This is a genomic window from Pseudoxanthomonas gei (assembly GCF_010119615.1).
GTDB lineage: Bacteria > Pseudomonadota > Gammaproteobacteria > Xanthomonadales > Xanthomonadaceae > Pseudoxanthomonas_A > Pseudoxanthomonas_A gei.
In genome coordinates this window covers 44658-68277 of the sequence record NZ_QOVG01000010.1, presented here as the reverse complement: position 1 = coordinate 68277, position 23620 = coordinate 44658, and the positions used below count along the sequence as shown (strand labels likewise).

Annotated in this window: 26 protein-coding genes; 5 read left to right on the top strand and 21 right to left on the bottom strand. The window is 65.6% G+C overall.

Features of this window, described 5'->3' with window-relative positions; translation table 11 throughout:
* Positions 1-142: 142 nt before the first annotated feature.
* The 8 genes from hflC to rlmE all read right to left on the bottom strand — a co-directional run bounded on the left by hflC (position 143) and on the right by rlmE (position 9015).
* Entirely contained in the window at positions 143-1006 is an 864-nt protein-coding gene (gene hflC, locus DT603_RS14020) for a protease modulator HflC (protein WP_162350604.1), read from the bottom strand.
* Positions 1003-2124: an FtsH protease activity modulator HflK gene (gene hflK / locus DT603_RS14015; RefSeq protein ID WP_162350603.1), complete on the bottom strand. Its 1122-nt coding sequence runs from the start codon at positions 2122-2124 to the stop codon at positions 1003-1005. The genes hflC and hflK overlap by 4 nt, the downstream gene beginning before the upstream one ends.
* Positions 2125-2345: 221 nt before the next feature.
* On the bottom strand, positions 2346-3668 hold the full coding sequence (gene hflX / locus DT603_RS14010; RefSeq protein WP_162350602.1) for a ribosome rescue GTPase HflX: 1323 nt from the start codon (positions 3666-3668) through the stop codon (positions 2346-2348).
* Between the two features lie 342 nt (positions 3669-4010).
* Positions 4011-4292, bottom strand: coding sequence for an RNA chaperone Hfq (gene hfq / locus DT603_RS14005; RefSeq protein WP_162350601.1), 282 nt, complete (start codon positions 4290-4292; stop codon positions 4011-4013).
* A gap of 117 nt (positions 4293-4409) precedes the next feature.
* Positions 4410-5375: a tRNA (adenosine(37)-N6)-dimethylallyltransferase MiaA gene (gene miaA, locus DT603_RS14000; protein ID WP_162350600.1), complete on the bottom strand. Its 966-nt coding sequence runs from the start codon at positions 5373-5375 to the stop codon at positions 4410-4412.
* Positions 5375-6274 (bottom strand): dihydropteroate synthase, encoded by a 900-nt coding sequence (gene folP, locus DT603_RS13995; protein ID WP_162350599.1) that lies wholly within the window; start codon positions 6272-6274, stop codon positions 5375-5377. Before folP ends, miaA begins: the two co-directional genes overlap by 1 nt.
* A gap of 138 nt (positions 6275-6412) precedes the next feature.
* A complete protein-coding gene (gene ftsH / locus DT603_RS13990) occupies positions 6413-8326 on the bottom strand; it encodes an ATP-dependent zinc metalloprotease FtsH (protein ID WP_162350598.1) in 1914 nt (637 codons plus the stop codon).
* Between the two features lie 56 nt (positions 8327-8382).
* Positions 8383-9015 carry a 23S rRNA (uridine(2552)-2'-O)-methyltransferase RlmE gene (gene rlmE, locus DT603_RS13985; RefSeq protein WP_162350597.1) on the bottom strand — a complete coding sequence of 211 codons (633 nt, stop codon included), beginning with the start codon at positions 9013-9015 and terminating at the stop codon, positions 8383-8385.
* Positions 9016-9131: 116 nt separating this feature from the next.
* Between rlmE and yhbY the strand changes: the two genes are divergently transcribed.
* From yhbY to DT603_RS13970, 3 genes are read left to right on the top strand one after another with little or no spacing between them, the layout of a single operon-like run.
* Complete coding sequence (yhbY, locus tag DT603_RS13980; protein WP_162350596.1) at positions 9132-9437, top strand: ribosome assembly RNA-binding protein YhbY; 306 nt, start codon at positions 9132-9134, stop codon at positions 9435-9437.
* A 43-nt stretch (positions 9438-9480) separates the two neighbouring features.
* Positions 9481-9855, top strand: a complete 375-nt coding sequence (locus DT603_RS13975; RefSeq protein WP_162350595.1) for an Mth938-like domain-containing protein — start codon at positions 9481-9483, stop codon at positions 9853-9855.
* Positions 9852-10451, top strand: a complete 600-nt coding sequence (locus tag DT603_RS13970) for a D-Ala-D-Ala carboxypeptidase family metallohydrolase (protein WP_162350594.1) — start codon at positions 9852-9854, stop codon at positions 10449-10451. Before DT603_RS13975 ends, DT603_RS13970 begins: the two co-directional genes overlap by 4 nt.
* 106 nt (positions 10452-10557) lie before the next feature.
* On the opposite strand, the gene DT603_RS13965 is transcribed toward DT603_RS13970, so the two are convergent.
* From DT603_RS13965 to surE, 4 genes are read right to left on the bottom strand one after another with little or no spacing between them, the layout of a single operon-like run.
* On the bottom strand, positions 10558-11352 hold the full coding sequence (locus DT603_RS13965) for a peptidoglycan DD-metalloendopeptidase family protein (protein ID WP_162350593.1): 795 nt from the start codon (positions 11350-11352) through the stop codon (positions 10558-10560).
* A 9-nt stretch (positions 11353-11361) separates the two neighbouring features.
* Complete coding sequence (locus DT603_RS13960; RefSeq protein WP_162350592.1) at positions 11362-11976, bottom strand: YqaA family protein; 615 nt, start codon at positions 11974-11976, stop codon at positions 11362-11364.
* Between the two features lie 4 nt (positions 11977-11980).
* Positions 11981-12661 carry a protein-L-isoaspartate(D-aspartate) O-methyltransferase gene (locus DT603_RS13955; protein ID WP_162350591.1) on the bottom strand — a complete coding sequence of 227 codons (681 nt, stop codon included), beginning with the start codon at positions 12659-12661 and terminating at the stop codon, positions 11981-11983.
* The gene (gene surE, locus DT603_RS13950; protein ID WP_162350590.1) at positions 12658-13437 is read right to left on the bottom strand and encodes a 5'/3'-nucleotidase SurE; all 780 of its coding nucleotides are present in this window, start codon (positions 13435-13437) and stop codon (positions 12658-12660) included. Before surE ends, DT603_RS13955 begins: the two co-directional genes overlap by 4 nt.
* A 70-nt stretch (positions 13438-13507) precedes the next feature.
* On the opposite strand from surE, the gene DT603_RS13945 reads away from it, so the two are divergent.
* Positions 13508-14047 (top strand): Smr/MutS family protein, encoded by a 540-nt coding sequence (locus DT603_RS13945; RefSeq protein WP_162350589.1) that lies wholly within the window; start codon positions 13508-13510, stop codon positions 14045-14047.
* A gap of 45 nt (positions 14048-14092) precedes the next feature.
* On the opposite strand, the gene DT603_RS13940 is transcribed toward DT603_RS13945, so the two are convergent.
* From DT603_RS13940 to DT603_RS13900, 9 genes are all read right to left on the bottom strand, one after another.
* The gene (locus tag DT603_RS13940) at positions 14093-14329 is read right to left on the bottom strand and encodes a hypothetical protein (RefSeq protein WP_162350588.1); all 237 of its coding nucleotides are present in this window, start codon (positions 14327-14329) and stop codon (positions 14093-14095) included.
* A 132-nt stretch (positions 14330-14461) separates the two neighbouring features.
* Entirely contained in the window at positions 14462-15490 is a 1029-nt protein-coding gene (gene truD, locus DT603_RS13935; protein WP_162350587.1) for a tRNA pseudouridine(13) synthase TruD, read from the bottom strand.
* A complete protein-coding gene (ispF, locus tag DT603_RS13930; RefSeq protein ID WP_162350586.1) occupies positions 15487-15978 on the bottom strand; it encodes a 2-C-methyl-D-erythritol 2,4-cyclodiphosphate synthase in 492 nt (163 codons plus the stop codon). The genes truD and ispF overlap by 4 nt, the downstream gene beginning before the upstream one ends.
* A gap of 49 nt (positions 15979-16027) precedes the next feature.
* Positions 16028-16723 (bottom strand): 2-C-methyl-D-erythritol 4-phosphate cytidylyltransferase, encoded by a 696-nt coding sequence (gene ispD, locus DT603_RS13925; protein ID WP_162350585.1) that lies wholly within the window; start codon positions 16721-16723, stop codon positions 16028-16030.
* Entirely contained in the window at positions 16723-17067 is a 345-nt protein-coding gene (gene ftsB / locus DT603_RS13920; protein WP_162350584.1) for a cell division protein FtsB, read from the bottom strand. Before ftsB ends, ispD begins: the two co-directional genes overlap by 1 nt.
* Positions 17068-17070: 3 nt before the next feature.
* Complete coding sequence (gene eno / locus DT603_RS13915; RefSeq protein WP_162350583.1) at positions 17071-18357, bottom strand: phosphopyruvate hydratase; 1287 nt, start codon at positions 18355-18357, stop codon at positions 17071-17073.
* Positions 18358-18373: 16 nt separating this feature from the next.
* The gene (gene kdsA / locus DT603_RS13910; protein WP_162350582.1) at positions 18374-19207 is read right to left on the bottom strand and encodes a 3-deoxy-8-phosphooctulonate synthase; all 834 of its coding nucleotides are present in this window, start codon (positions 19205-19207) and stop codon (positions 18374-18376) included.
* 87 nt (positions 19208-19294) lie between these two features.
* On the bottom strand, positions 19295-20956 hold the full coding sequence (gene pyrG / locus DT603_RS13905; protein ID WP_162350581.1) for a CTP synthase: 1662 nt from the start codon (positions 20954-20956) through the stop codon (positions 19295-19297).
* A 192-nt stretch (positions 20957-21148) separates the two neighbouring features.
* Complete coding sequence (locus DT603_RS13900) at positions 21149-21403, bottom strand: hypothetical protein (protein ID WP_162350580.1); 255 nt, start codon at positions 21401-21403, stop codon at positions 21149-21151.
* Between the two features lie 164 nt (positions 21404-21567).
* On the opposite strand from DT603_RS13900, the gene parE reads away from it, so the two are divergent.
* Positions 21568-23457, top strand: coding sequence for a DNA topoisomerase IV subunit B (gene parE, locus DT603_RS13895; RefSeq protein WP_162350579.1), 1890 nt, complete (start codon positions 21568-21570; stop codon positions 23455-23457).
* The last annotated feature ends 163 nt before the right edge of the window (positions 23458-23620 follow it).

Here is a 23620-nt window from a genome sequence, read left to right as displayed (position 1 = left end):
GAGGGCGCCGACACGAGTCGCAGCTTACGCAGCTTCACAACCGCAGACGCAGAAAAAGCCGGAGGGAACAGAGTCCCCATCCGGCTTTTGTGCATTATCCGGGTTTTGGGGGGCGGGGGCTACCCTGCCTGCCATTCCCGATTCAGCGGTCGCTCTTCATGTACTGCAGGAACGGGTCATCCTTGTCCAGCACGATAACGGCCTGGCCATCCGCGAAGGATGCGCGGTAGGCCTCCAGGCTGCGCTGGAAGGAGTAGAACGACGGGTCGCGGCTGGCCGCCTCTCCGTAGATGCGGGCCGCGGTAGCGTCGCCTTCACCGCGCAGCTGCTGGGCGTCGCGGGTGGCTTCTGCCACCAGCACGGTCTGGTCGCGGTCGGCCCCGGCGCGGATGGTGCGGGCCTGTTCCTCGCCTTCGGCCCGCAGCTTGCTGGCGACCTGCATGCGCTGGGCGCGCATGCGCTCGTACACCTGCTTGATCACTTCGCTCTCGGTAGGCAGGTCGATCTGCTTCAAGCGGATGTCGGTGATCTTCATGCCCAGGGTCGCGGCGCCGTCGTTGATGGCCGTGAGCTGCCTGGCAACGATGTCGTTGCGGTCACCGGACACCAGCTGCTGCAGGGTGCGCGAGTTGATCTCGTTGCGAAGCGAGTCGGTGATTATCGGGGCCAGGCGCTCGTTGGCGGTCTTCTCCTCGCCGCCGGTGGCGCGATAGAAGGCGCGCACGTCGGAGATGTAGCCGACCGCGAAGAAGTCGATGCTGACGTCCTTGCGTTCCAGGGTCAGGTAGCGCTCGGGCGCGGTTTCCAGGGTGCGGAAACGACGGTCGAACACGCGCACCGATTCAACCAGCGGCACCTTGAAATGCAGGCCCGGCTTGATGTCGGCGCGGACCACGCGACCCAGGTTGAGGACCAGCGCAGTCTGGTCCTCGCGGACCACGTAGACCGAGCCGAGCAGCGCGAACAGCACGATTGCGGCGATGGCGCCGTACAGGGAAGTCTTCATCGTTGCGGCTCCTCGCGGCCACTGGGTCGCTCGGGGCGTTCGGCCTGCGGCGTCAGGCTCTGCACCGCGGGCAGCACTACCTCATTGGGCAGCACCGCAGGTGCCTGGGCAGCTCCGCCCTGGGCCGGCATGGGCACGTAGATCAGCTGGCGGCCATCGCCGCCCACGACCTTGCGGTTCTGGGCCAGCACGCCCTGCACGGTTTCCAGCCACAGGCGCTTGCGGGTGACGTCGGGGGCGTTCTTGTACTGCTCCTGCAACAAGGTGAAGCGCGCGGCGTCACCGGTGGCGCGGGCCACGGCAGCGGTCTTGTAACCGTCGGCGGTGGTGCGCAGGCGCGCGGCTTCACCACGGGCTTCGGGGACGACCTTGGCGGCATAGGCCTGGGCCTGGTTGACCAGGCTTTCGCGGACCTGCTGGGCGCTGTTGACCTCGTCGAAGGCCGGCTGCACTTCCTGCGGCGGACGGGCGTTGGGCAGGTTGAGTTCGGTCACGATCAGGCCGGTGCGGTAGCTGTCCAGCGACTTCTGCAGGCGTTCCTTGGCCTGGCTGCCCAGCGGGCCACGCACGCCGAGCACGGTATCCAGGTCGGCGCCGCCGACCTGTTCGCGCACGGCGCTCTGGGCGGCCTGCTGCAGCACTTCGTCAGCGCTGCGCGAGCCATACAGGTACAGGCGCGGGTCGCTGATGCGGTACTGCACGTTGAGCGAGACGGTGACGATATTCTCGTCCTTGGTCAGCACCGGCACGGTGCTGCTGAATGTCTTGATCTCGGTGGCGTTGACCTTGGTGACGCTTTCGATAGGCCACGGCCACTTGAAGTTGGGGCCGGGCTGCATGATGCGGGCGAACTGGCCGAAACGCAGGACCACGCCGCGCTGCTGTTCGCCGATCAGCTGGAAGCTGCTGAATACGATCACCAGGGCCAGGCCGATGGCGACCCAGCGCAAGGGGTTGCCACCGCCGCCACCGCCGTCGACGAAGCCACGCAGCCGGTCTATCAGGCCATTGAGATCGTTGCCGCCCCCCTTGCCGCCGCCCCGGTTATTGGGCTTCCAGGGGTTGGGCTTGTCGCCGCTCGGTCCTTTGTCGCCCGAGCCGGGGGTGTTCCAGGCCATGCCATCTCCACGTTGAGGTTTGTGCAGGGCCGGGGCCGTTGCGGGTCTGATTCTACTAGATAGGGTCGGTGGAGCCCGGAGACAAGCGCAGGGCGGGTCTTGACCCGCCATTGCCATGCTGGGGAAACCGACTGCAATGTTCGAAAAAGGTAATAGGCGTCGACGCCGCCGCCGGTTGCCATCGCGGTCGGACACATGGCAATGGCGGGTCAAGACCCGCCCTACGCCATCCATTCCTCGCGCAGTGCCTCGGGCAGCAGGGCTTCCAGCGGCGCGCCGCCAGCCTGCACCGCCAGGCGCTGGGCGTCGGCCAGAGACAGGTCGACCTGGATGTGCCAGCCATCCTCGTCATGGGTTTCGGCGCGTACCGCGCCCAGCGCATGCAGGCGTGAACGCAGGCGCTCGGCATGCGCGGCCGGCAGGTGCAGCTCGCCCTGCACGCGCACCAGCGAAAGGCGCCGGGTCAGCGCGTCTTCCAGCAGCTCCATGCCGACGCCATCGCGTGCGGACAGCCAGACCCGCTCCCTGCCCTCATTGGGCTGGTCGTGGCGTGGCTGCGCGCCTTCGATGCGGTCGATCTTGTTGTAGACCAGCACCTGGGGAATGTCGCCGGCGCCGATTTCCTGAAGCACGCTGTCCACCTGGGCAATGCGCTCCTCGCGCAGCGGATCGGCGGCGTCGATGACGTGCAGCAGCAGGTCGGCCTCGCGCGCCTCGGACAGGGTGGACCGGAATGCGGCCACCAGTTCATGCGGCAGGTCGCGCACGAAACCGACCGTGTCCGACAGCATGATGCTGCCGCCGGGCAGGTTCACCCGGCGCACCGTGGGGTCCAGGGTGGCGAACAGCTTGTCGGCGGCGTAGGCGTCCGAACCGGTCACTGCGTTGAACAGGGTCGACTTGCCGGCGTTGGTGTAGCCCACCAGAGCCACCCGGGGCATCTCGCTGCGCACGCGGGCCCGGCGCATCTGGGTCTGCTGGACCTCGAGTTTCTCCAGCCGCTTCTGCAGCTGGTCCACGCGCTTCTGCAACAGGCGCCGGTCGGTTTCCAGCTGGGTTTCACCCGGGCCACGCAGGCCGATGGAACCGCCGCGCTGGCGTTCAAGGTGGGTCCAACCGCGGATCAGGCGCGTGGCCATGTGCTGCAGCTGCGCCAGTTCGACCTGCAACTTGCCCTCGAAGCTGCGCGCACGCTGGGCGAAGATGTCCAGGATCAGGCCGGTGCGGTCCAGCACGCGGCGCTCCAGGAATTTCTCCAGGTTGCGCTCCTGGCCCGGCGACAGCGAGTGGTTGACCAGGATCAGGTCGGCGCCAGTGGCTTCGGCCGCGGCCTTCACCTCGTCCAGCTTGCCGCTGCCGATATAGGTAGACGGACTGGGCTTGTCCACGCGCGCGGTGATCACCGCGGCAATGGAGGCGCCGGCGGAACGGGCCAGGTCGGCGAATTCCTCCTGCGCGCCGTCATCGGGGGAACTGCCACCGGAACCGGAGCGCATGGGCTGTATCAGCAGGGCGTGTTCACCCTTCTTTGATCGTTCGAACATGGGACAAGTGTGGGGGCGGATGGCCGGAATACAAAGGGCGCAGGCGCTTTTTGCTTCAGGCCTGGCTTTTTAACTTGTCCTCAGGCGCTTGAAGTGACTCGCCCGTACCGCGATTTTCAACATCCGCATGGCTGGGAAATGCCTTTCCTCTTCGGAAGAAGGCTGAAGTCAACAAGTCAGGGGCTCACGGGATAACGGCAAAAGCAGGATCAAATACAGGTGCAGGGGCGGGATCAAGATGGGTACCAGCTTGACCAGCGTCGCTGTCGGACACCGCCGGGATGACTTCGAGATGTTCGGAGAAGCCGGAAAGAATCAGATCGCCATGGAGAAACCAGCTACCTATTCGTTCTCGTCGCCGCCTTCTTCCTCACCGCCATCCTCATTGCCCTGCACGTAGCCGCCACCCGGGCCCACGCGCACATTGCGCGCCGGCACCACCGTGGAAATGGCGTGCTTGTAGACCATCTGGCTGACCGTATTGCGCAGCAGGACCACGAACTGGTCGAACGACTCGATGGTGCCCTGCAGCTTGATGCCATTGACCAGGTAGACCGAGACCGGCACCCGCTCACGCCGCAACGCATTCAGGAAAGGATCCTGCAAGGATTGCCCCTTGGACATTTCTTAGCTCCCGCCTATTTGAATAGGTGTTGTTTTTATAGGTCCGGGTCGGCGCCAGCTCCCCTGCCGCGCCCCGGTGGCCCGATGTTACACAACAACGGCCATTCCGCCAGCTACTCAGTGCGCAGATTGGCCGGGCAGGAACAGCTCAAGCGCTGTCTCCAGTGCCATGCGATCGGACTGCGGATCGAACCAGCGTGCGTCCAGCTCGCCGCGCGACCAGGTCAGCTGGCGCTTGGCCAGCTGGCGGGTGGCGGCGATCGCGCGATCCCGGAACCCGCTTTCCGGCACCAGGCCGTCCAGGTATTCCCAAGCCTGCCGGTAGCCGACCGCGCGCACGGCGGGCAGGTCGAGCGGCTGTTCGACCGACCGCAGTTCCGGCAGCGCGCGCAGGCGCTGGACTTCCTCGATGAAGCCGGCGGCGAGCATGGCGTCGAAACGCTGCTCTATGCGCTGATGCAGGACCGCGCGGTCCCGCGGCGCCAGCACCAGTTTGAGGACACGGAACGGAAAAGGGTGGTGCGATGGCATGGCCTGCCATTCGCTGATCGGCTTGCCGCTGAGCCGGAATACCTCCAGCGCGCGCTGGATGCGCTGCGGATCGGTCGGCTTGATCTTCGCGGCGGCGCGGGAATCGACCGATGCGAGCTCGGCATGCAATGCCGGCCAGCCGCGTGCGGCGGCTTCGGCAGCGATGGTTTCGCGCAACGCCTGGTCGGCTTCCGGCATCGGCGAGAGTCCGTCGAGCAGCGCCTGGAAATAGAGCCCGGTGCCGCCCGCCAGGATCGGGATCCGACCGCGTGCGGCTATACCTGCCAACGCGGCGGAAGCATCGCGAGCAAACTCCGCCGCCGAATACGGTTGCCACGGCTCGCGCACATCGATCAGGTGATGCGGCACGGCGGCCAGCATCGCCGCGTCGGGCTTGGCGGCGCCGATATCCAGGCCGCGATAGACCAGAGCCGAATCCACGCTGACGATCTCACCGCCCAGACGTTGCGCCCATTCCATTGCCAGCGCGGTCTTGCCTGAAGCGGTGGGACCCATCAACACGATAGCCGCTGGCCTGTGGTCGGCGGGCATCAGTCGTCGTCAGGCCAGCGGATCGTCGAAGCCGCCGATGCCGCGCGTGGGATCGGCACGGCCGCGACCGCATTCCACACTTTCAATGCGTCGACGGTGGCTGCAACGTCATGCACGCGCAGGATCATGGCGCCGCGCTGGGCCGCGATCAGGTGCGCGGCGACCGATCCGGCGATGCGATCACGTGCATCATCCCGACCGGTGAGTTCGCCAATGGTGCGCTTGCGCGACAACCCGGCGAGCACCGGCACGCCGAGTTCGGTGAAGCGCTGCAATTGCGCCAGCAAGGCGAGGTTGTGCGCGGTGTTTTTGCCGAAGCCGAACCCCGGGTCGACCAGCAGGTGCTTCCTGGCGATGCCGGCCATTTCGGCAGCGAACAGGCGTTCGGTCAGGAACCGGTGCACGTCGCCGACCACATCGTCGTAGTCCGGTGCCTGCTGCATGGAATGGGGCTCGCCATGCATGTGCATCAGCACCACGGGCACTCCGGCGGCGGCCGCGGCCTCCATCGCGCCTTCGCGACGCAAGCCATAAACGTCGTTGATCATGCCCGCACCGGCGGCCACGGCGGCGCACATCACCTCCGGTTTGGACGTGTCGATGCTGATCGGAACCGAAACCCGGGTGGCCAGTTGCTCTATCACCGGGATGACCCGGCGCAGCTCTTCTTCCACGGAGACAGTCTGCGCACCCGGGCGCGTGGACTCGCCACCGATGTCGAGCAGGTCGGCGCCCTCCTCCACCAGCCGCAGCGCATGCGCGACCGCGGCCTCCAGAGTCTCGTGCGCACCGCCATCGGAAAAGGAATCGGGGGTCACGTTGACAATGCCCATCACCTGCGGGCGATCGAGCCTGAGGATGCGGCCCGCGCAGTCGAGTTGTGGCGTGGTGTCGAACATGATTCAAGCCATCCGGGGATGGCCGCTAGTGTAGGGCCGTGCGATCGCCTGTGTAGATCCAGGCGCCGGCCACGCTCGCGGGAAATAAAAAAGGCCAGGACGGGTCCTGGCTTTTTCGTCATCGGATGGCAGAGCGGATCAGGTCTGCGCGGCCGGCCCGCCGATCGGCGGCAGCGGCATCACTTCGCCCTTTTCGGTCTTGGTCCAACCAGCCGGCGGTGGCGGCTCGCGGCCTTCCATGATCGCGTCGATCTGCGACACGTCAATGGTCTCGTACAGCATCAACGCCTCGGCCATCTTGTGCAGCTTGTCCAGGTTCTCGGTCAGCAGCGCGGTGGTGCGTGCGTAGGCCTTGTCGAGGATGGTGCGGACCACTTCGTCGATCTTGCGTGCGGTGTCGTCGGATACGTTCTTGTGCTGCGAGACCGAACGGCCCAGGAACACTTCCTCTTCCTCTTCCGCATAGGTGATCGGACCCAGCTCTTCCGACAGGCCCCACTTGGTGACCATGTTGCGTGCCATCTTGGTGGCCCGCTCGATGTCGTTGGAAGCGCCCGTGGTGACCTTGTCGGAGCCGAAGATCAGTTCCTCGGCGACACGTCCGCCGTACAGCGTGGCCAGCCGGCTCTCGATCCCGGTGCGGTTGATGCTGTACTTGTCGCCTTCCGGCAGATACACGGTCACGCCCAGCGCACGGTCGCGCGGAATGATGGTCACCTTGTAGACCGGGTCATGTTCGGGCACCAGGCGGCCGACGATGGCGTGGCCGGACTCGTGGTAAGCGGTATTGAGCTTTTCTTCCTCGCTCATGGCCAGCGAGCGGCGCTCGGTGCCCATGATGATCTTGTCGCGGGCGCGGTCGAAATGCTCCATGCGCACTTCCTTGCCGCTCTCGCGTGCGGCGAACAGCGCCGCCTCGTTGCAGAGGTTGGCCAGGTCGGCGCCGGAGAAACCCGGAGTGCCACGCGCAATGACCATCGGCACCACGTCGTCGGCCAGCGGCAGCTTACGCATGTGCACGCGCAGGATCTGCTCGCGGCCCTTGACGTCGGGCAGGCCAACCACGACCTGGCGGTCGAACCGGCCCGGGCGCAGCAAAGCCGGATCCAGCACGTCGGGACGGTTGGTCGCGGCGATCACGATCACGCCTTCGCCGCCTTCGAAACCGTCCATCTCCACCAGCAACTGGTTGAGGGTCTGCTCGCGTTCGTCATGCCCGCCACCCAGGCCGGCGCCACGATGGCGGCCAACGGCGTCGATTTCGTCGATGAAGATGATGCAGGGCGCGTGCTTCTTGGCCTGGTCGAACATGTCGCGCACGCGGCTGGCGCCGACGCCGACGAACATCTCGACGAAGTCGGAACCCGAAATGCTGAAGAACGGGACCTTGGCCTCGCCGGCGATGGCCCTGGCCAGCAGCGTCTTGCCGGTGCCGGGCTGGCCGACCATCAGCACGCCGCGCGGGATCTTGCCGCCGAGCTTCTGGAACTTGCCCGGGTCGCGCAGGAATTCGACCAGCTCGCTGACTTCTTCCTTGGCCTCGTCGCAACCGGCGACGTCGGCGAAGGTGACCTTGATCTGGTCCTCGCCCTGCAGCTTGGCCCGCGACTTGCCGAAGGACATCGCGCCCTTGGCGCCACCGCCGCCACCCTGCATCTGCCGCATCATGAAGATCCAGAAGCCGATGATCAGCAGCACCGGCAGGAAGGTCATCAGGATCGAACCCAGCGAGAAGCCACTGGCGGGCTTCTCGCGCTCGATGCTCACGCCCTTGTTGACCAGCACGTTGATCAGGCTCTCGTCCTGCGGTCCGTACACGGTGCCTGCGCTGCCGTCGGTGCGCTTGTAGGAGATCGCGTTGGTCACCAGGTTGCTGTCATTGGTGAAGTTCACCGAGCCGACGGCCCCGTTGTTCACTTCCTGCAGGAACTCGGAATAGGTGGTCTCGGCGCCGGCGGTGGCACCGGTCTTCGGCGAGAAGCTCTGGAACACCACCATCAGCACGACGGCGACGATTACCCACAGCATCAGATTCTTGCTCAAGCCGTTCATCCTCATTGACTCCGGTATTTCCTGTTGACCCGATGGGCAGACTACAACCAACTACTTCATTTCTTGTTTAGAAGCTTGCCCTGGCCCAGCGCATACACTTCCGGCGACCGCTTGCGGGAGGCATCCGGCTTGCGGATTACCACCTTTTCGTACCGCCGCCGCAACTCGCGCACGTAATCATCGAAACCGGTGCCCTGGAAAACCTTGATCAGGAACGCGCCACCCGGTTTCAGGTGGCCGTCGGCGAAGTCCATCGCCAGCTCGGCCAGATGCATCATGCGCGGCTGGTCGACCGCATCCACACCACTCTTATTGGGGGCCATATCCGACAGCACAAGGTCCACCGGCAGGCCATTCAACATGGCTTCCAGCTGGGATAGGACTTCATCCTCCCTGAAATCCCCATGAAGGAAGTCGACCCCGGCCAGGCTGGGCATCTCCAGGATGTCCATCGCGACCACACGGCCGCTGTCGCCGAGGGCCTTGCGCACGAACTGCGACCAGCCGCCGGGGGCTGCCCCCAGGTCGACCACGACCATCCCCGGCCTGAGCAGGCGGTCACGCTCGATCAGCTCTTCGAGCTTGTAGGCCGCCCGCGAACGCAGGCCCTCGGCCTGCGCTTTTTTCACGTAGGGGTCGGCGAAATGCTCTTTGAGCCAGCGCTGGCTGCTTTTGCTTCGGGTGGCCATGGGGGTCGTCGTGCTTCCCAAGTACCCGTGCGCATTGCAGCAAGGGGATAGGAAAAGGGAACGTGGGGAGGGCCGCATGATACCCTGAAGCCCCTCCCAGCCCCGTACTGCAGCGCATGTCCACAGCCTTGACCTCCAGCCAGTCCCGCTTCCTCCGCGGCCAGGCGCACGACCTCAGGGCCCTGCTGCAGATAGGCGCCAAGGGCCTGACGCCCTCTTTCCTTGCCGAACTTGACGCGGTGCTGGAGCAGCACGAGCTGGTCAAGGTGAAGATCGGCGCCGAAGACCGTGAAGCACGCGATGCCATGATCGGCGAGATCGTCGAGAAGTCCGCCTCGGCACTGGTCCAGCGCATCGGCCATGTCGCCGTGCTCTATCGTCCGAGCAAGGACCACCGCCACATCGTGCTGCCCCGCAAATAAGGCACTCCACGCTGGGTGCCGACACGGCAAAGGCCGACCGACCATGCAGCTGAACCACGAACGACCCGATTACACCTACGCACTTCGCGCTGCCGACGGCCGCAGCGCCAGGGTCAACGAGCGCGTGCTGGAAGCCAGCTTCATCCTGGCACCCAACGAACTCATCGACGCCTGGCCGATTGCCGATGCAAGTGCGCTGGCGCCTGAAGACATCGCGCCATTGCTCGCGCTGGATCCGGAACTGGTACTGCTCGGGACCGGCGAGCGCCAGCTGTTTCCTTCCGCCGCGGTGATGGCCGCCTGCCTGACCCGCGGCATCGGCATCGAGGTCATGGCCAACGCGGCGGCCGCGCGCACGTTCAACGTGCTGGCCGGCGAAGGCCGACGGGTGGTCGCCGGATTCGTGCTGGCGCCATGAAGCGCGGCCTGCCCAGGGCGGCTAGATGCCCGCTCCTTTTCTCCTTGCTGCTGGTCAGCGGTCCGCAGCTCGCCGCGGACGACGGCTTCCGGCAATGGGCAACCCCGCGCTCCGCCATGGTGACCGAATACCAGCAGTTCCTGGATCGCAGGCAACTGGGCCACGTGGCGCCGATGCGCTTCCTGCTGCGCAGCGCGCGCATGTGGCGGGACTGCGGCGCCAGCGAATTCGCGCTTGCGCCGAAAGTCCAGTGGACGAATATCGTGCCGACATTGCGTGTGGTGAGCGCCCTTCAAGCCGCCGGAATGGTGGACGCCAAGCGGGTGGCTTCGGGTTATCGCGATGGCGCGCTGAACCGCTGTGCGGGTGGCAGCGCGCGCAGCCGGCACGTGCTCAACAACGCGCTGGATTTCGACCTTGCCGCCTCGCCGGACAACGTTGCCCGCCTGTGCCACTACTGGCGCAGCAAGGGCCCGGCGTTGAAACTGGGCCTCGGCTTCTACACCAACACCAGGATCCACCTGGACACGTCGGGGTTCCGCACCTGGGGCGCCGACCACACCCACAAGACGTCCCTCTGCAACCAGTCTTCGTAGCGGCGCCTGCCCTGCTGAGAAACGAGTCCGCTGCCTGCCAGCCTCCTCTCCAGGCCGCTGCCTCGGATTGCGGGTGGTCAAGCTTCGGAACAGGACGCTGCGGTTGTCAGCGCCTGGGGAGGTAGAGCAGCGGATCCACGGGCTTGCCGTTGTAGCGGATCTCGAAGTGCAGCATGTCGCGCGCGGCGCCACTGCGGCCCATTTCGGCGACCTGCTGGCCCGCCTTCACGTTCTGGCCTTCGTTGACCAGCCGCTTGCGATTGTGGCCATAGGCCGACAGCCACGACTCACTGTGCTTGATGATGACAAGTTCGCCGTAACCGACCAGGCCGCCACCGGAGTACACCACCACTCCATCGCCTGCGGCACGCACCGGCTGGCCGCTGCTGCCGCCAATGTCGACGCCCTGCTTGGTGGCGTCACCGGCGGTGAAACCGCCTATGACCACGCCCTCGGCAGGCCAGCGCCAGCTGAAGCCACTGCTTGGCGGCGAAGCGGGAGTGGTCACCGCAGGCGATCGGGTCGTGACAGTGGGAACGGTGGTCACCGGCCTGGGACGACCCGTGGCGACGGTCGTGGCCGGACGGCCGGAAGCTGAGCCGCCACCGGCCGGATACAGCCTGATGCCCTGGCCCGGATAGATGGTGTAAGGCGAGGCGATGCCGTTCCATGCCGCCAGGTCGCGGACATCGATGCCGTTGCGGAAAGCCAGGCCATACAGCGTGTCGCCGCGCTGTACCTTGGCGATGACGCCGTATTTGGGCTGCGAAACCGCTCGCGCGCGGGAACGCGAAGAAGAGGAAGTGTCACGCACCACACTGCTGCTGCACCCCGCCAGCCATACCATGGCGAGCAGCATGGCCAGCAGCCGGGAAAGCCTGGGTGCATTGCTATTCTTCATCGTGCCGTTTCATCCACCATTGGCCTTCCACACAATCCAGCCGACCAGCAAGACCAGCAGCACGCTGGATATCCAGCCGACCGGTTCGATCCAGCGATGCAAGGCAGCCTCGGCACGTGCGCCACCGAGCCTGATCGCGCCCGCGACCAGGTAGAGGCGCTTGCCACGACCCACGAACATGCTTGCCATGAACGGTAACAGCGGTACGCCAACGATGCCTGAGGCCCACGTGAATATCTTCAGAGGGATCGGAGTGAAACCTGCAAGTACCAGCAGCCAGAACGCCTTCCACGGCGATTCGGCGACGACCTGGCGCAGGTGCGTTACCTGCGCATCGATCTTGGCGCTCCATCCCAGCCATTCGATCAGCGGCGTTACCGCCTCGAAGGCGTAGTGACCCAACGCGTATCCGACCAGTGCGCCCAGCAGCGAACCGACCAGGCTCAAGGTGGCGAACCAGAAGGCGCGCCTGGGCTGGGCCAGCGACATCGGCGCCAGCATCACTTCAGGCGGCACCGGGAAGAAGATAGCCTCGATGAAGCTCAATCCCGCCAGCAGGCGCGGCGCATGACGATGCTGCGCCCACTGGATGGCACGGGCGTACATCGGTCCGAATATCTGCATGCGATCAGTCCAGGGTGCCGGACAGCAGCGGCACGAACACCACCGGCGCCAGCACCTGCTCATCGACGCCACCATCGGCGCGCTTGGTCAGCTTGAGCAGCGATTGCGAGGAGGCACCACCCACCGGCGCGACCAGATGCCCACCCACCGCGAGCTGGTCGATCAGGGCGCCAACCAGCGCAGGCGCGGCGGCGGTGACGATGATCGCGTCATAGGGCGCATGCTCGGCCCAGCCGACGCGGCCATCGTCATGCTTGCTGCGTACGTTCATGCCCAGCTGGCGCAAGCGCTTGCGCGCCTGGCGCAGCAGGTCGCCGATGCGCTCCACGGTGTAAACCTCCAATCCCAGCGCCGCCAGGATTGCGGCCTGGTAACCGGAGCCCGTGCCGATCTCGAGCACTGTCCTTGGCGACGCATCCAGCAACAGCGCCTCGGTCATGCGCGCCACCACCCAGGGCTGGGAAATGGTCTGGCTGTGGCCGATGGGCAGCGCGGTGTCTTCGTAGGCGCGCATGGCCAGCGCCTCATCCACGAACAGGTGGCGTGGCACCGTGCGTACCGCGTTGAGCACGTTCTCGTCGCGGATGCCGGATTCACGCAGGCGCTCGACCAGGCGGTCACGCACGCGTTGCGAGGTCATTCCCTGGCCCGCCACCTCGGGTTGCAACCGCAACCGTGGGGTCATGCCGACGCCTCCAGCGAGGCACTGAGGCCGCCCACCCAGCTGGCCACCTTTTCCAGCGCCTGGTAGCGCGTCAGGTCGACATGGATCGGGGTGATGGAAATGAAGCCGGTACGCACCGCGTGGAAATCGGTGCCCGGTCCGGCGTCCTGTTCCTGTCCGGCCGGGCCGATCCAGTACACCGTGCCCCCGCGCGGGTCGGGCTGCGGCAGGCAGGCCTCGGAACGATGGCGATTGCCCAGGCGGGTGACTTCGAAGCCGGCGACCGCATCCCACGGAAGGTCGGGCACGTTGACATTGAGGATGGTGTCGGCCGGAAGCGGATCCGACCTCAGCCGCGCGACGATTTCAACCGCCGCGCGTGCCGCGGTAGCGAAATGCTTCGCCTTGTGGTCGGCAGTCACCAGCGAAACCGCGACCGCCGGCAGGCCCAGGAAACGGCCTTCCATCGCCGCCGATACCGTGCCCGAATAGATCACGTCATCACCGAGGTTGGCGGAATTGTTGATCCCCGACACAACGATGTCCGGTTCGACTTCCAGCATCCCGGTCAACGCCAGGTGCACGCAGTCGGTGGGCGTGCCGGCGACACGCCAGGTCTGCTCGTCGAGCTTCTTGATGCGGATCGGCAGGTCCAGGGTGAGGGAATTGCTCGCGCCCGAACGATCACGATCAGGGGCCACTACCAACACTTCATGTCCGGCGCCGCGCAGGCCTTCCGCAAGCATGCGGATGCCGGGGGCGTCGACGCCGTCGTCGTTGCTAACAAGTACGCGCATGGGGTTCCTCAGTTGCAGCCCATGATACCGCACGTCTTGCGCAGCGCCCTGATGCCGCTACCCTGCAGGCATGCCAAGCAAGCCCGATGAAGACGACGATGCCGCGCTGTTTCGCCAGGCAATAGGGCCGGTCAAGCCCCTGCCCGAGTCAGCGCTGCCCCCTGCCAGACCCAAGCCACGGCCGCGCGCGGGGATGGCCGAACTCGACGAACGCGCAGCCCTGGGTGAATTCCAGCGCGGCTTGGCCGATCTGTCAGTGCTGGCGGCGGGCGACACGCTCAGCTATCGACGCGAGCTGGTGCCGCCCGCGGTCTTCCAGCGGCTGAAGCGCGGACGCTTCTCGGCCCAGGACGAACTTGATCTGCATGGAGCGACGATATTGCAGGCCGAATCGATGCTGCGGCAGTTCCTCGCCGAGGCTCACGACCATGAATTCGGATGCGTGCGCATCATCCACGGCAAGGGCCTGCGAGATGGCGGCAGCATGCCGCCGTTGAAGAACCTGGTGGATCGCGTGCTGCGGCAGCGTGCCGACGTGCTCGCGTTTCACTCCGCCCCGGCCGCGCAAGGCGGCACGGGCGCGGTATTGGTGTTGTTGGCGCGTCGCTGAGCGCCCTTCCCCCAGCAAGGGCTTGGGCAACCAACTAGCGAACCACTAACGGGCGTCGGCTACCGCTTGCGGGACGCGCTTGCGCGGGGTGTTGACCCATACCACGCGAGTGCCGCGCTGCTTTGCGATCTGTTCGACAAGGGCGACGTATTGATCGTCCTGGACCAACGTTTCGTGCAGCGGCTTTGGCGCATCGCCATAGGCAGCGCCCTGGGTGCTGGCACAGCCGGACAAGAGCAGCAACGGTGCGAATAGAAGCAATGAACTCTGCCACGTTTTCATGACAAATCTCCCTTGGATGCCTGTTGGTGGCGTCCCGCTCACTGCATGCAAACGGGGCGTCCACCTCTGCTTATACGCCGGGCCACATTGCATGCCAGTACCGGCCGGGGTTTTCCGACAAGCGGCGGCTGCTCAGGAACGTTCGGTCGTTTCACCCAGTTCCTGCAGCAGTGCGGTGGCATAGCTGCCGGGCGGCAGGCTGAAAGAGAGGACCAGGGACCCATCGCCCTGCCACTCCCAGGACAGCGCCGCAGGCACCAGCCGCAACGCACGGCGTTCCTGCTTCATGCCGGCCTGCTCCAGCCCTTCCCGTAGCGCGCTTGAATCGCCATCAGCCAACGCCGACGTTTCCACTTCCGCGCAAGGGCCCGTGCTGCGCAATTCGCCGGCTCCCCACAAGGGGCCGCTGGGGTGGATATCGAAGCGGGCGAGGCGTTCGGCCAAGGCGTCGGTCCAAGGCTCGGGGCCAAACACGCTGCGACTGCCGGCAAGCACCCACACTTCGCCCTCCAGGCCTGTATCCCAGCTGTTGCCAGCCACGCGCGCAGCCAGCACGCGGTTGAACAATTCCGAGCGCGCCGCGGACAGCAGGATCGAACGCTCCTCGCGGCGTACACGACGCCCACCGAACATCGCCAGCACTGCGGCCACGTTGCCCGCCTCGCGGCCGAAACGTTGACTGCCGAACCAGTTGGGGAGACCCCGCGCCGCAATCTGCGCCAACCGCGCTTCGATTGCCTCGCGCTCCCCGACGACCTCGCGCAGGGTCAGCACGAAGCGGTTGCCGGCAAGGGCGCGGCGCGGCAGCTTGCGGTTGTGCCAGACGGCTTCGAGCACCTTGAAGTCATCGGCCTGCAAGCTCGCGACATCGGGCGCGACCCGTTTGGGCAGGTGCACGCTGAAACGCTGCCGGGTGACGGCATGCCGGTCTTTCATGCCGGCATAGCCTATGGCCATGTCCCGCAAGCCGGCCCACGCAGCCAGCCGCCTGGCAGCTTCGCTGGTATTGAGTCCGCGCTTTTCAACCGTCAGCAGCAGGTGCTCGCCTTCCCCATGCGGATCGAATGCGGGCATCTCCTCGACCAGGAAGTCCTCGGGAACACTGCGGATCCGGGCGGCCAGCACGGGCTCGCCAAAGGCGCGCGGCAACCTCGCGCTCATGGCTGGACCAGCAGCACGACCGCCTGCGCGGCGATGCCTTCGCCCCGGCCCGTGAAGCCGAGTTTCTCGCTGGTGGTCGCCTTGATGCTCAGCGCCTCCACCTCGCAATCCAGCTCCGCCGCAAGCACGGCGCGCATCGCCTCGGCATGTGGTCCCACCTTGGGCCGCTCGCAGATCACTGTGATGTCGGCATTGCCCAGCTGCCAGCCGCGTGCGCGCAACAGTCCATTGCAATGGCGCAGGAAGGCCCGGCTGTCCGCGCCCTTCCACTGCGGATCGCTGGGTGGAAAGTGCATGCCTATGTCACCCAGCGCCAGCGCGCCCAGCATGGCATCGCACAAGGCGTGGATGACGACGTCACCATCGCTGTGCGCTTCCAGGCCCTGGTGGTGTGGCACGCGCACGCCGCCCAGCATGACGTGGTCGCCGGCACCGAAGGCATGCACGTCGATGCCCTGGCCGATGCGGATCTTTGGAAGTTCATTCATGGATGGGTCCGGATGGGGAAGCACGCGAAAACCGCCCGTCTTGGGGGGATCAGCCGCGATGTTGCGAAAGTATGAACTCGAAGCGTGCGAGGTCCGCAGGCGTGGTGACCTTGAAATTTTCCTCGCTGCCTTCGATCAGCAGCGGCCGCAGGCCCTGCAGTTCCATCGCCATCGACTCGTCGGTGGCTTCGACGCCGCTACGGCCGGCTTCTTCCAGCGCCCGCGACAACTGCAAGCGGCGGAACAGCTGCGGCGTCAACGCACGCCACAGGCGCTGGCGCGGCTCGGTGCCGTCAATGCCACCGTCGTCGCCGGCACGCTTCAATGTATCGCGGACAGGTGCGGCGAGAATCGCGCCCACCGGATCGTTGCGCCCGCGCTCGAGCAACTGCTGCAGGTCTTCCTGGCCCAGGTTGGGCCGCGCCGCATCGTGCACCAGCACGAAATCATCGGCCCTCACTTCCTCCGGCAATGCGTGCAGCGCCGCCAGCACCGACTGCGCGCGCGTCGCGCCCCCTGCGCAGGTGAGCACCGGTTTCCCCGCAAAGGACGTCCAACCCGGCCAGTCCACGTCATTGTCGGCAATAGCCACCATCGCGCCGTCCACCGCTGGATGGGCCAGCAACGCGGCCAGCGCGTGGGCGACCAGGGGCTGTCCGGCTACCTGCAGGTACTGCTTGGGCAGTTCGCCGCCGAAACGGGTGCCGCGGCCGGCGGCGGGCACGATCGCCCAGATGCCCCGCATCAGGGCCGTGGCTCGTTTTCGGAATCCGCTGCCTGTACTTCCGGAAGTGGCGCGGGTGCGCCACCGGATTCGACAACGCGGTAGAACTTCTCCCCCGGCTTGATCATGCCCAGTTCGCTGCGTGCGCGTTCTTCCACGGCTTCCTCGCCGGACTTGAGGTCTTCGACCTCGGCGGCCAGTGCGTTGTTGCGTTCCTGCAGGCCATGGTTTTCACGCGCCTGGTGCGCGACCTGGTTCTGCAGGCCGGTCACTTCGCCCCAGCTGCCATCGCCGAACCACAGCCTGTATTGCAGCCATCCCAGCAGCAGCGCCAACAACAGCAAGGGCAATGCCAGCCGCCGCATCGACTATCGCTTCAACGACACGAACGCATCGCGCCCGGCATAGCGCGCACGCGCACCCAGCGATTCCTCGATGCGCAGCAGCTGGTTGTACTTGGCCACGCGGTCGCTGCGGCACAGGGAGCCGGTCTTGATCTGGGTGGCGGTGGTGGCCACGGCGATATCGGCGATGGTGGTGTCCTCGGTCTCGCCGGAACGATGCGAAATGATCGCCGCGTAGTTGGCGCGGTGGGCCATGGCCACGGCTTCGAGGGTTTCGGTCAAGGTGCCGATCTGGTTGACCTTGATCAGGATCGCATTGGCCGTGCCCGACTCGATACCCTGCTGGAAGATCTTCGGATTGGTGACGAACAGGTCGTCGCCGACCAGCTGCACCTTGTCGCCCAGGCGATCGGTCAGCAGCTTCCAGCCGGCCCAGTCGTCCTCACCCATTCCGTCCTCGATGGTGACGATCGGGTATTCGGCGCACCAGCCGGCGAGGAAATCGGTGAACTGCTCGGAGGTCAGGCGCTTGCCTTCGCCCATCAGGTGGTACTTGCCGTTCTCGTGAAACTCGGTGCTGGCCACGTCCAGGCCCAGCAGGATGTCCTCGCCGGCCTTGTAACCGGCCCGGCCGATGGCTTCCAGGATGGTGTCCAGCGCTTCCACGTTACTGCGCAGGTCGGGCGCGAAGCCGCCTTCGTCGCCCACCGCCGTGCTCAGACCATGGCCCTTCAACACCGACTTCAGCGCATGGAATATTTCGGCGCCGGCGCGCAGGGACTCGGCGAACGAGTCGAAGCCGACCGGCAGCACCATGAATTCCTGCAGGTCGACGTTGTTGTCGGCATGCGCGCCACCATTGATGATGTTCATCATCGGCACCGGCAAAGTCACTTCGCCACCATTGGACAGGTGCTGCCACAGCGGCATCTTCCTCGAGGCCGCGACCGCGTGCGCATTGGCCAGCGACACGCCAAGCAAGGCATTGGCGCCCAGGCGGCCCTTGTTTTCGGTGCCGTCCAGGTCGATCAGGCGCCGGTCGAGGCCTTCCTGGTCGGCCGCGTCGAATCCTTTCAGCGCGCTGGCGATGGCGCCATTGACGTTGCCGACCGCATGCTGCACGCCCTTGCCCAGGTAACGCGTCTTGTCGCCATCGCGCAGTTCGACCGCTTCCTTGGAGCCGGTCGAGGCGCCCGAAGGCACCATCGCGCGCCCGAAGGAACCATCGGCCAGGGTGACTTCCGCTTCAAGCGTGGGATTACCGCGGCTGTCGAGGATTTCGCGGGCGTGGATCTTGGTGATTGAGGTCATGGGGGCTTGTTTCAGTTCAGAGTGAGGATTCGAGGAAACCATTCTTCTTGGTGATGCTGTCCAGCGCCATCAGGGTTTCCAGCAGCGCTTCCATCTTGCCCAGCGGCCACGCATTGGGGCCATCGGACAGCGCTTCCTCCGGCTTCGGATGGGTCTCCATGAAGATGCCGGCGATCCCCACGGCCATGGCCGCGCGCGACAGCACCGGCACGAATTCGCGCTGGCCGCCGGACTTGCCGTCCATGCCGCCGGGCAGCTGCACCGAATGGGTGGCATCGAACACGACCGGACAGCCGGTGTCGCGCATCACGCTCAGCGAGCGCATGTCCGAGACCAGGTTGTTGTAGCCGAAGCTGGCGCCGCGTTCGCAGGCCATGATCTGCTCGTTGCCGGTGGCCTTGGCCTTGTTGGTGACGTGCTTCATTTCCCAAGGCGACAGGAACTGGCCCTTCTTGATGTTGACGGGCTTGCCGGCGCTGGCGACCTTGTGGATGAAATCGGTCTGCCGGCACAGGAACGCAGGCGTCTGCAGCACGTCGACGACCGACGCCACTTCGTCCAGCGGCGTGTACTCATGCACGTCGGTCAGCACCGGCACGCCGAGCTGGCGCTTGACCTCGGCCAGCACCTTCAGCCCTTCCTCCACGCCGGGGCCGCGAAAGCTGGTGCCCGACGTGCGGTTGGCCTTGTCGAAGCTGGACTTGAAGATGAAGTTGATGCCGAGCTTGCCGGTGATCTCCTTCAGCTTGCCGGCCACGTCCAGCTGCAGCTGCATGGACTCGATGACGCAGGGACCGGCGATGAGGAAGAACGGCTGGTCGAGGCCAACCTCGAAATTACAGAGCTTCATGCATGCAAACCTTCTGTGGGAGGGGCTTCAGCCCCGACGCCTTTTCATTGTCCAGGCCGGGGCTGGAATCCTCCGCACATTCGCAAGTCATGCCCTGGCTTCCTTCAACAGCTTGCCGCCCGCCTTCATCTCGCGCGCGGCGCGAATGAAACCTACGAACAAAGGATGGCCATCGCGGGGCGTGGAAAGGAATTCGGGGTGGGCCTGGCAGGCCAGGAACCAGGGATGCACGGGGCGCGGCAGCTCGATCATCTCGACCAGCAGATCGTCCATGGACTTGGCGGAAATCACCAGGCCGGCATCTTCCATCTGGGTGCGGTAGCGGTTGTTGAACTCGTAGCGGTGGCGGTGGCGTTCGGCAATCACGTCCTTGCCGTACAACTCGCGCGCCAGCGTGCCGGGTTTCAGGCGCGCTTCCTGCAGGCCAAGACGCATGCTGCCGCCCAGGTCGGTGCGCTCATCGCGCTTCTCCACCTCACCGGTGGCGGTGCGCCATTCGGTGATCAGGCCGATGACCGGATGCGCGGACTGCTTGTCGTTCTCGGTGCTGTTGGCGTCGGCCATGCCAACCACGTTCCGCGCGTATTCCACCACCGCCGCCTGCATGCCGTAGCAGATGCCGAAATACGGCACGCCGTTTTCGCGGGCGAAACGCGCACTGACCACCTTGCCCTCGAAACCGCGATCACCGAAGCCGCCTGGCACCAGGATGCCATGCACATCCTGCAGCGCGGACATGTCGTTGCCCTCCAGCTCCTGCGCCTCCAGCCATTTGAGATTCACGCGGGTGCGCTGACGCAAACCACCGTGCTTCAGCGCTTCGCCAACGGACTTGTACGCATCCTTGTGGTCCACGTACTTGCCGACCACGGCGATGGTGACTTCATCCAGCGGGTTGAGGGTGGCATCGACCGCTGCCTCCCACTCCGAGAGGTCGGCCGGGCCGGATACCGGTAGCTTGAGCTGGGTGGCGACAATTTCGTCCAGGCCCTGCTCGTGCAGGTACAGCGGAATCTTGTAGAGCACGTCCACGTCGGGGGAGGCAATGACCGCGCGCTCGGAAACATTGGTGAACGAGGCGATCTTGCGGCGTTCCGAGTCGGGCAGCGGCTGCTCGCTGCGGCACAGCAGCACGTCCGGCTGGATGCCGATCGAGCGCAATTCCTTGACCGAGTGCTGGGTGGGCTTGGTTTTCAGCTCGCCGGCCGCGGCGATGTATGGCACCAGGGTCAGGTGCATGAACAGCGCCTTCTCCTGGCCGCGCTCGGTGCGGATCTGGCGGATGGCCTCGAGGAACGGCAGCGATTCGATGTCGCCCACGGTGCCGCCGATCTCGACCAGGGCCACGTCGAATCCGGCGGTCGCCTCGTCGATGCAGCGCTTGATCTCGTCGGTGATGTGCGGAATGACCTGCACGGTGGCGCCGAGGTAGTCGCCGCGGCGTTCCTTGCGGATCACGTTTTCGTAGATTCGGCCGGTGGTGACCGAGTTCTTGCGGCTCAGGCGCGTGCGCACGAAGCGCTCGTAATGGCCCAGGTCCAGGTCGGTCTCGGCGCCGTCGTCGGTGACGTAGACCTCGCCGTGCTGGAACGGGCTCATGGTGCCCGGGTCTACGTTGATGTAGGGGTCCAGCTTCATCATCGTGACCCGCAGGCCACGGGCTTCAAGGATGGAAGCCAGCGAAGCAGCGGCAATGCCCTTGCCAAGCGAGGACACCACGCCGCCGGTAACGAAAATCAGGGGAGTCATGGCCGAAGGCCTCCCGGAAAGCCATAGTTTACCGGTTGGCACGCTTCTGTACAAAGCCGGCCCCGGAAAACGGGGTGGGCCAGCTGCTGCAACCGCGTAAAACCGCACGCCCCGACCATGCGGGGCGTGCGTGGGCCCATGGGGGCCCGATAAGCGTGGTGGACCGGGTCAGCAGGCTATCTGCGCAGCCCATCAGGGCTTGCGTTCTTCCTCTTCTTCCTCGGCCTCGGCCTTTTTGGCGTTCTCGCCCTTGGCCTTGGCACGGGCGGCGGCGGCCGCTTCGTTCTGCGCGCGTCGCTGGGCCTTGCGGTCGGCGTCGGACTGCTGCTCATCACCCGTTGACTGGGTAGTCTGGGGGGCAGTGGCAGCCTTGGACTGGGCAAAGGCCGCAGTGGCGGTAAGCGCTGCGGCAATGGCGGCCAGGATGATCAGGTTGCGCTTGTTCATGGGTTCCTCCGGTTTGCCATGCCTGCCAGCAAGGCTTCCGTGCGGTCGTGCAGGCAGCGCGACCATAGTGCACTGCGGCCCACCTTCCACTGAACGTGCAAAAAAAAACCCCAAGCCGCACACTTCGAAGCTGCAGTGGCCACTGAAAAATCGCGTCCCTACCCATGAATACCCGTTACAACGCCGCCGACATCGAAGTCCTTTCCGGCCTGGATCCGGTCAAACGCCGCCCGGGCATGTACACCGACACCACCCGCCCCAACCACCTGGCGCAGGAAGTCATCGACAACGCCGTGGACGAGGCGCTGGCCGGCCATGCCAGCGAGATCGAGGTCATCCTGTTCAAGGACGGCAGTTGCCAGGTCAGCGACGACGGCCGTGGCATGCCGGTCGATATCCACCCCGAGGAAAAGATATCCGGGGTCGAGCTGATCCTGACCCGGCTGCATGCGGGCGGCAAGTTCAACAATCGCAACTACACCTTCAGCGGCGGCCTGCACGGGGTGGGCGTGAGCGTGGTCAATGCGCTTTCGCTGAAAGTCGAGCTCTTCATCAAGCGCGACGGCAACGAATACCGCATGGAGTTCCGCAACGGCGATGCCGCTTCGAAGCTGGAAATCGTCGGCAACGTGGGCAAGAAGAACACCGGCACGCGGCTGCGTTTCTGGGTGGACCCGAAGTATTTCGACACCGCCAAGTACAACCTGCGCGCGCTGAAGCACCTGCTGCGCGCCAAGGCCGTGCTCTGCCCGGGCCTGACCGTGAAGCTGTTCGACGAAGCCAGTGGCGAGCGTGACGAATGGCATTACGCCGACGGCCTGCGCGACTACCTGCTGGGTGAACTGTCCGGACGCGAGCTGCTGCCGCCCGAACTCTTCGTCGGCCGCCTCTCCAAGCAGAGCGAGATCGTGGACTGGGCCGTCTCGTGGATTCCCGAGGGCGACCTGGTGCAGGAAAGCTACGTCAACCTCATTCCCACCGCCCAGCACGGCACCCACGTCAACGGCCTGCGCAGTGGCCTGACCGACGCGCTGCGCGAGTTCTGCGATTTCCGCAACCTGCTGCCGCGCGGGGTGAAGCTGGCCCCGGAAGACGTATGGGATCGCGTGGCCTTCGTGCTGTCGGTGAAGATGACGGACCCGCAGTTCAGCGGCCAGACCAAGGAACGCCTGAGCTCGCGCCAGGCCGCCGGTTTCATCGAAGGCGCCGCGCACGATGCATTTTCGCTGTGGTTGAACCAGCACACCGACTTTGGCGAGCGCATCGCGCAACTGGCGATCGAGCGGGCCAGCGCACGCCTGAAGACCGAGAAGCAGATCGTCCGCAAGAAGGTGACCCAGGGACCTGCCCTGCCAGGCAAGCTGGCCGACTGCATTTCCCAGGACCTGTCGCGCACCGAGCTGTTCCTGGTAGAAGGCGACTCGGCGGGCGGCAGCGCCAAGCAGGCCCGCGACAAGGATTTCCAGGCGATCCTGCCGTTGCGCGGCAAGATCCTCAACACCTGGGAAGTGGCTTCTGGCGGCGTGCTGGCTTCCAATGAAGTGCATGACCTGGCCGTGGCCATCGGCTGCGACCCGGGCCGGCCCGACATCACCGGCCTGCGCTACGGCAAGGTGGTGATCCTGGCCGACGCGGACTCGGACGGCCTGCATATCGCCACGCTGTTGACGGCTTTGTTCCTGAAGCATTTCCCGGCGCTGGTCGAAGCCGGCAACATCTTCGTGGCCATGCCGCCCTTGTTCCGCGTGGACGTGGGCAAGCAGGTGTTCTACGCGCTGGATGAGGAAGAAAAACGCCTGCTGCTGGAGAAGATCGAGCGCGAGAAGCTCAAGGGCACGGTCAATGTCACCCGCTTCAAGGGCCTGGGCGAAATGAATCCCTCGCAGCTGCGCGAATCCACCATCCATCCGGACACGCGTCGGCTGGTGCAGCTGACCAACGAGGACGATGTGGGCACGCGTTCGCTGATGGACATGCTACTGGCCAAGAAGCGCGCCCCCGACCGCAAGGCGTGGCTGGAGCAGAAGGGCGACCTGGCTTCGCTGGAGGTCTGACCGGGCCTGCGCTCCAGCTTCGCCGCGGTGAGGCCGCGTGCACGGAACATCAGCCGCATCGATCGCCAGGCACTGCCGGGGTAGCGAGATTGCCCGGCTTCGCCGCGCGGTGCGACTCTTTCGCATGGCACCGCCGCCATCTCCGGTGCATCATCGGGGGGGC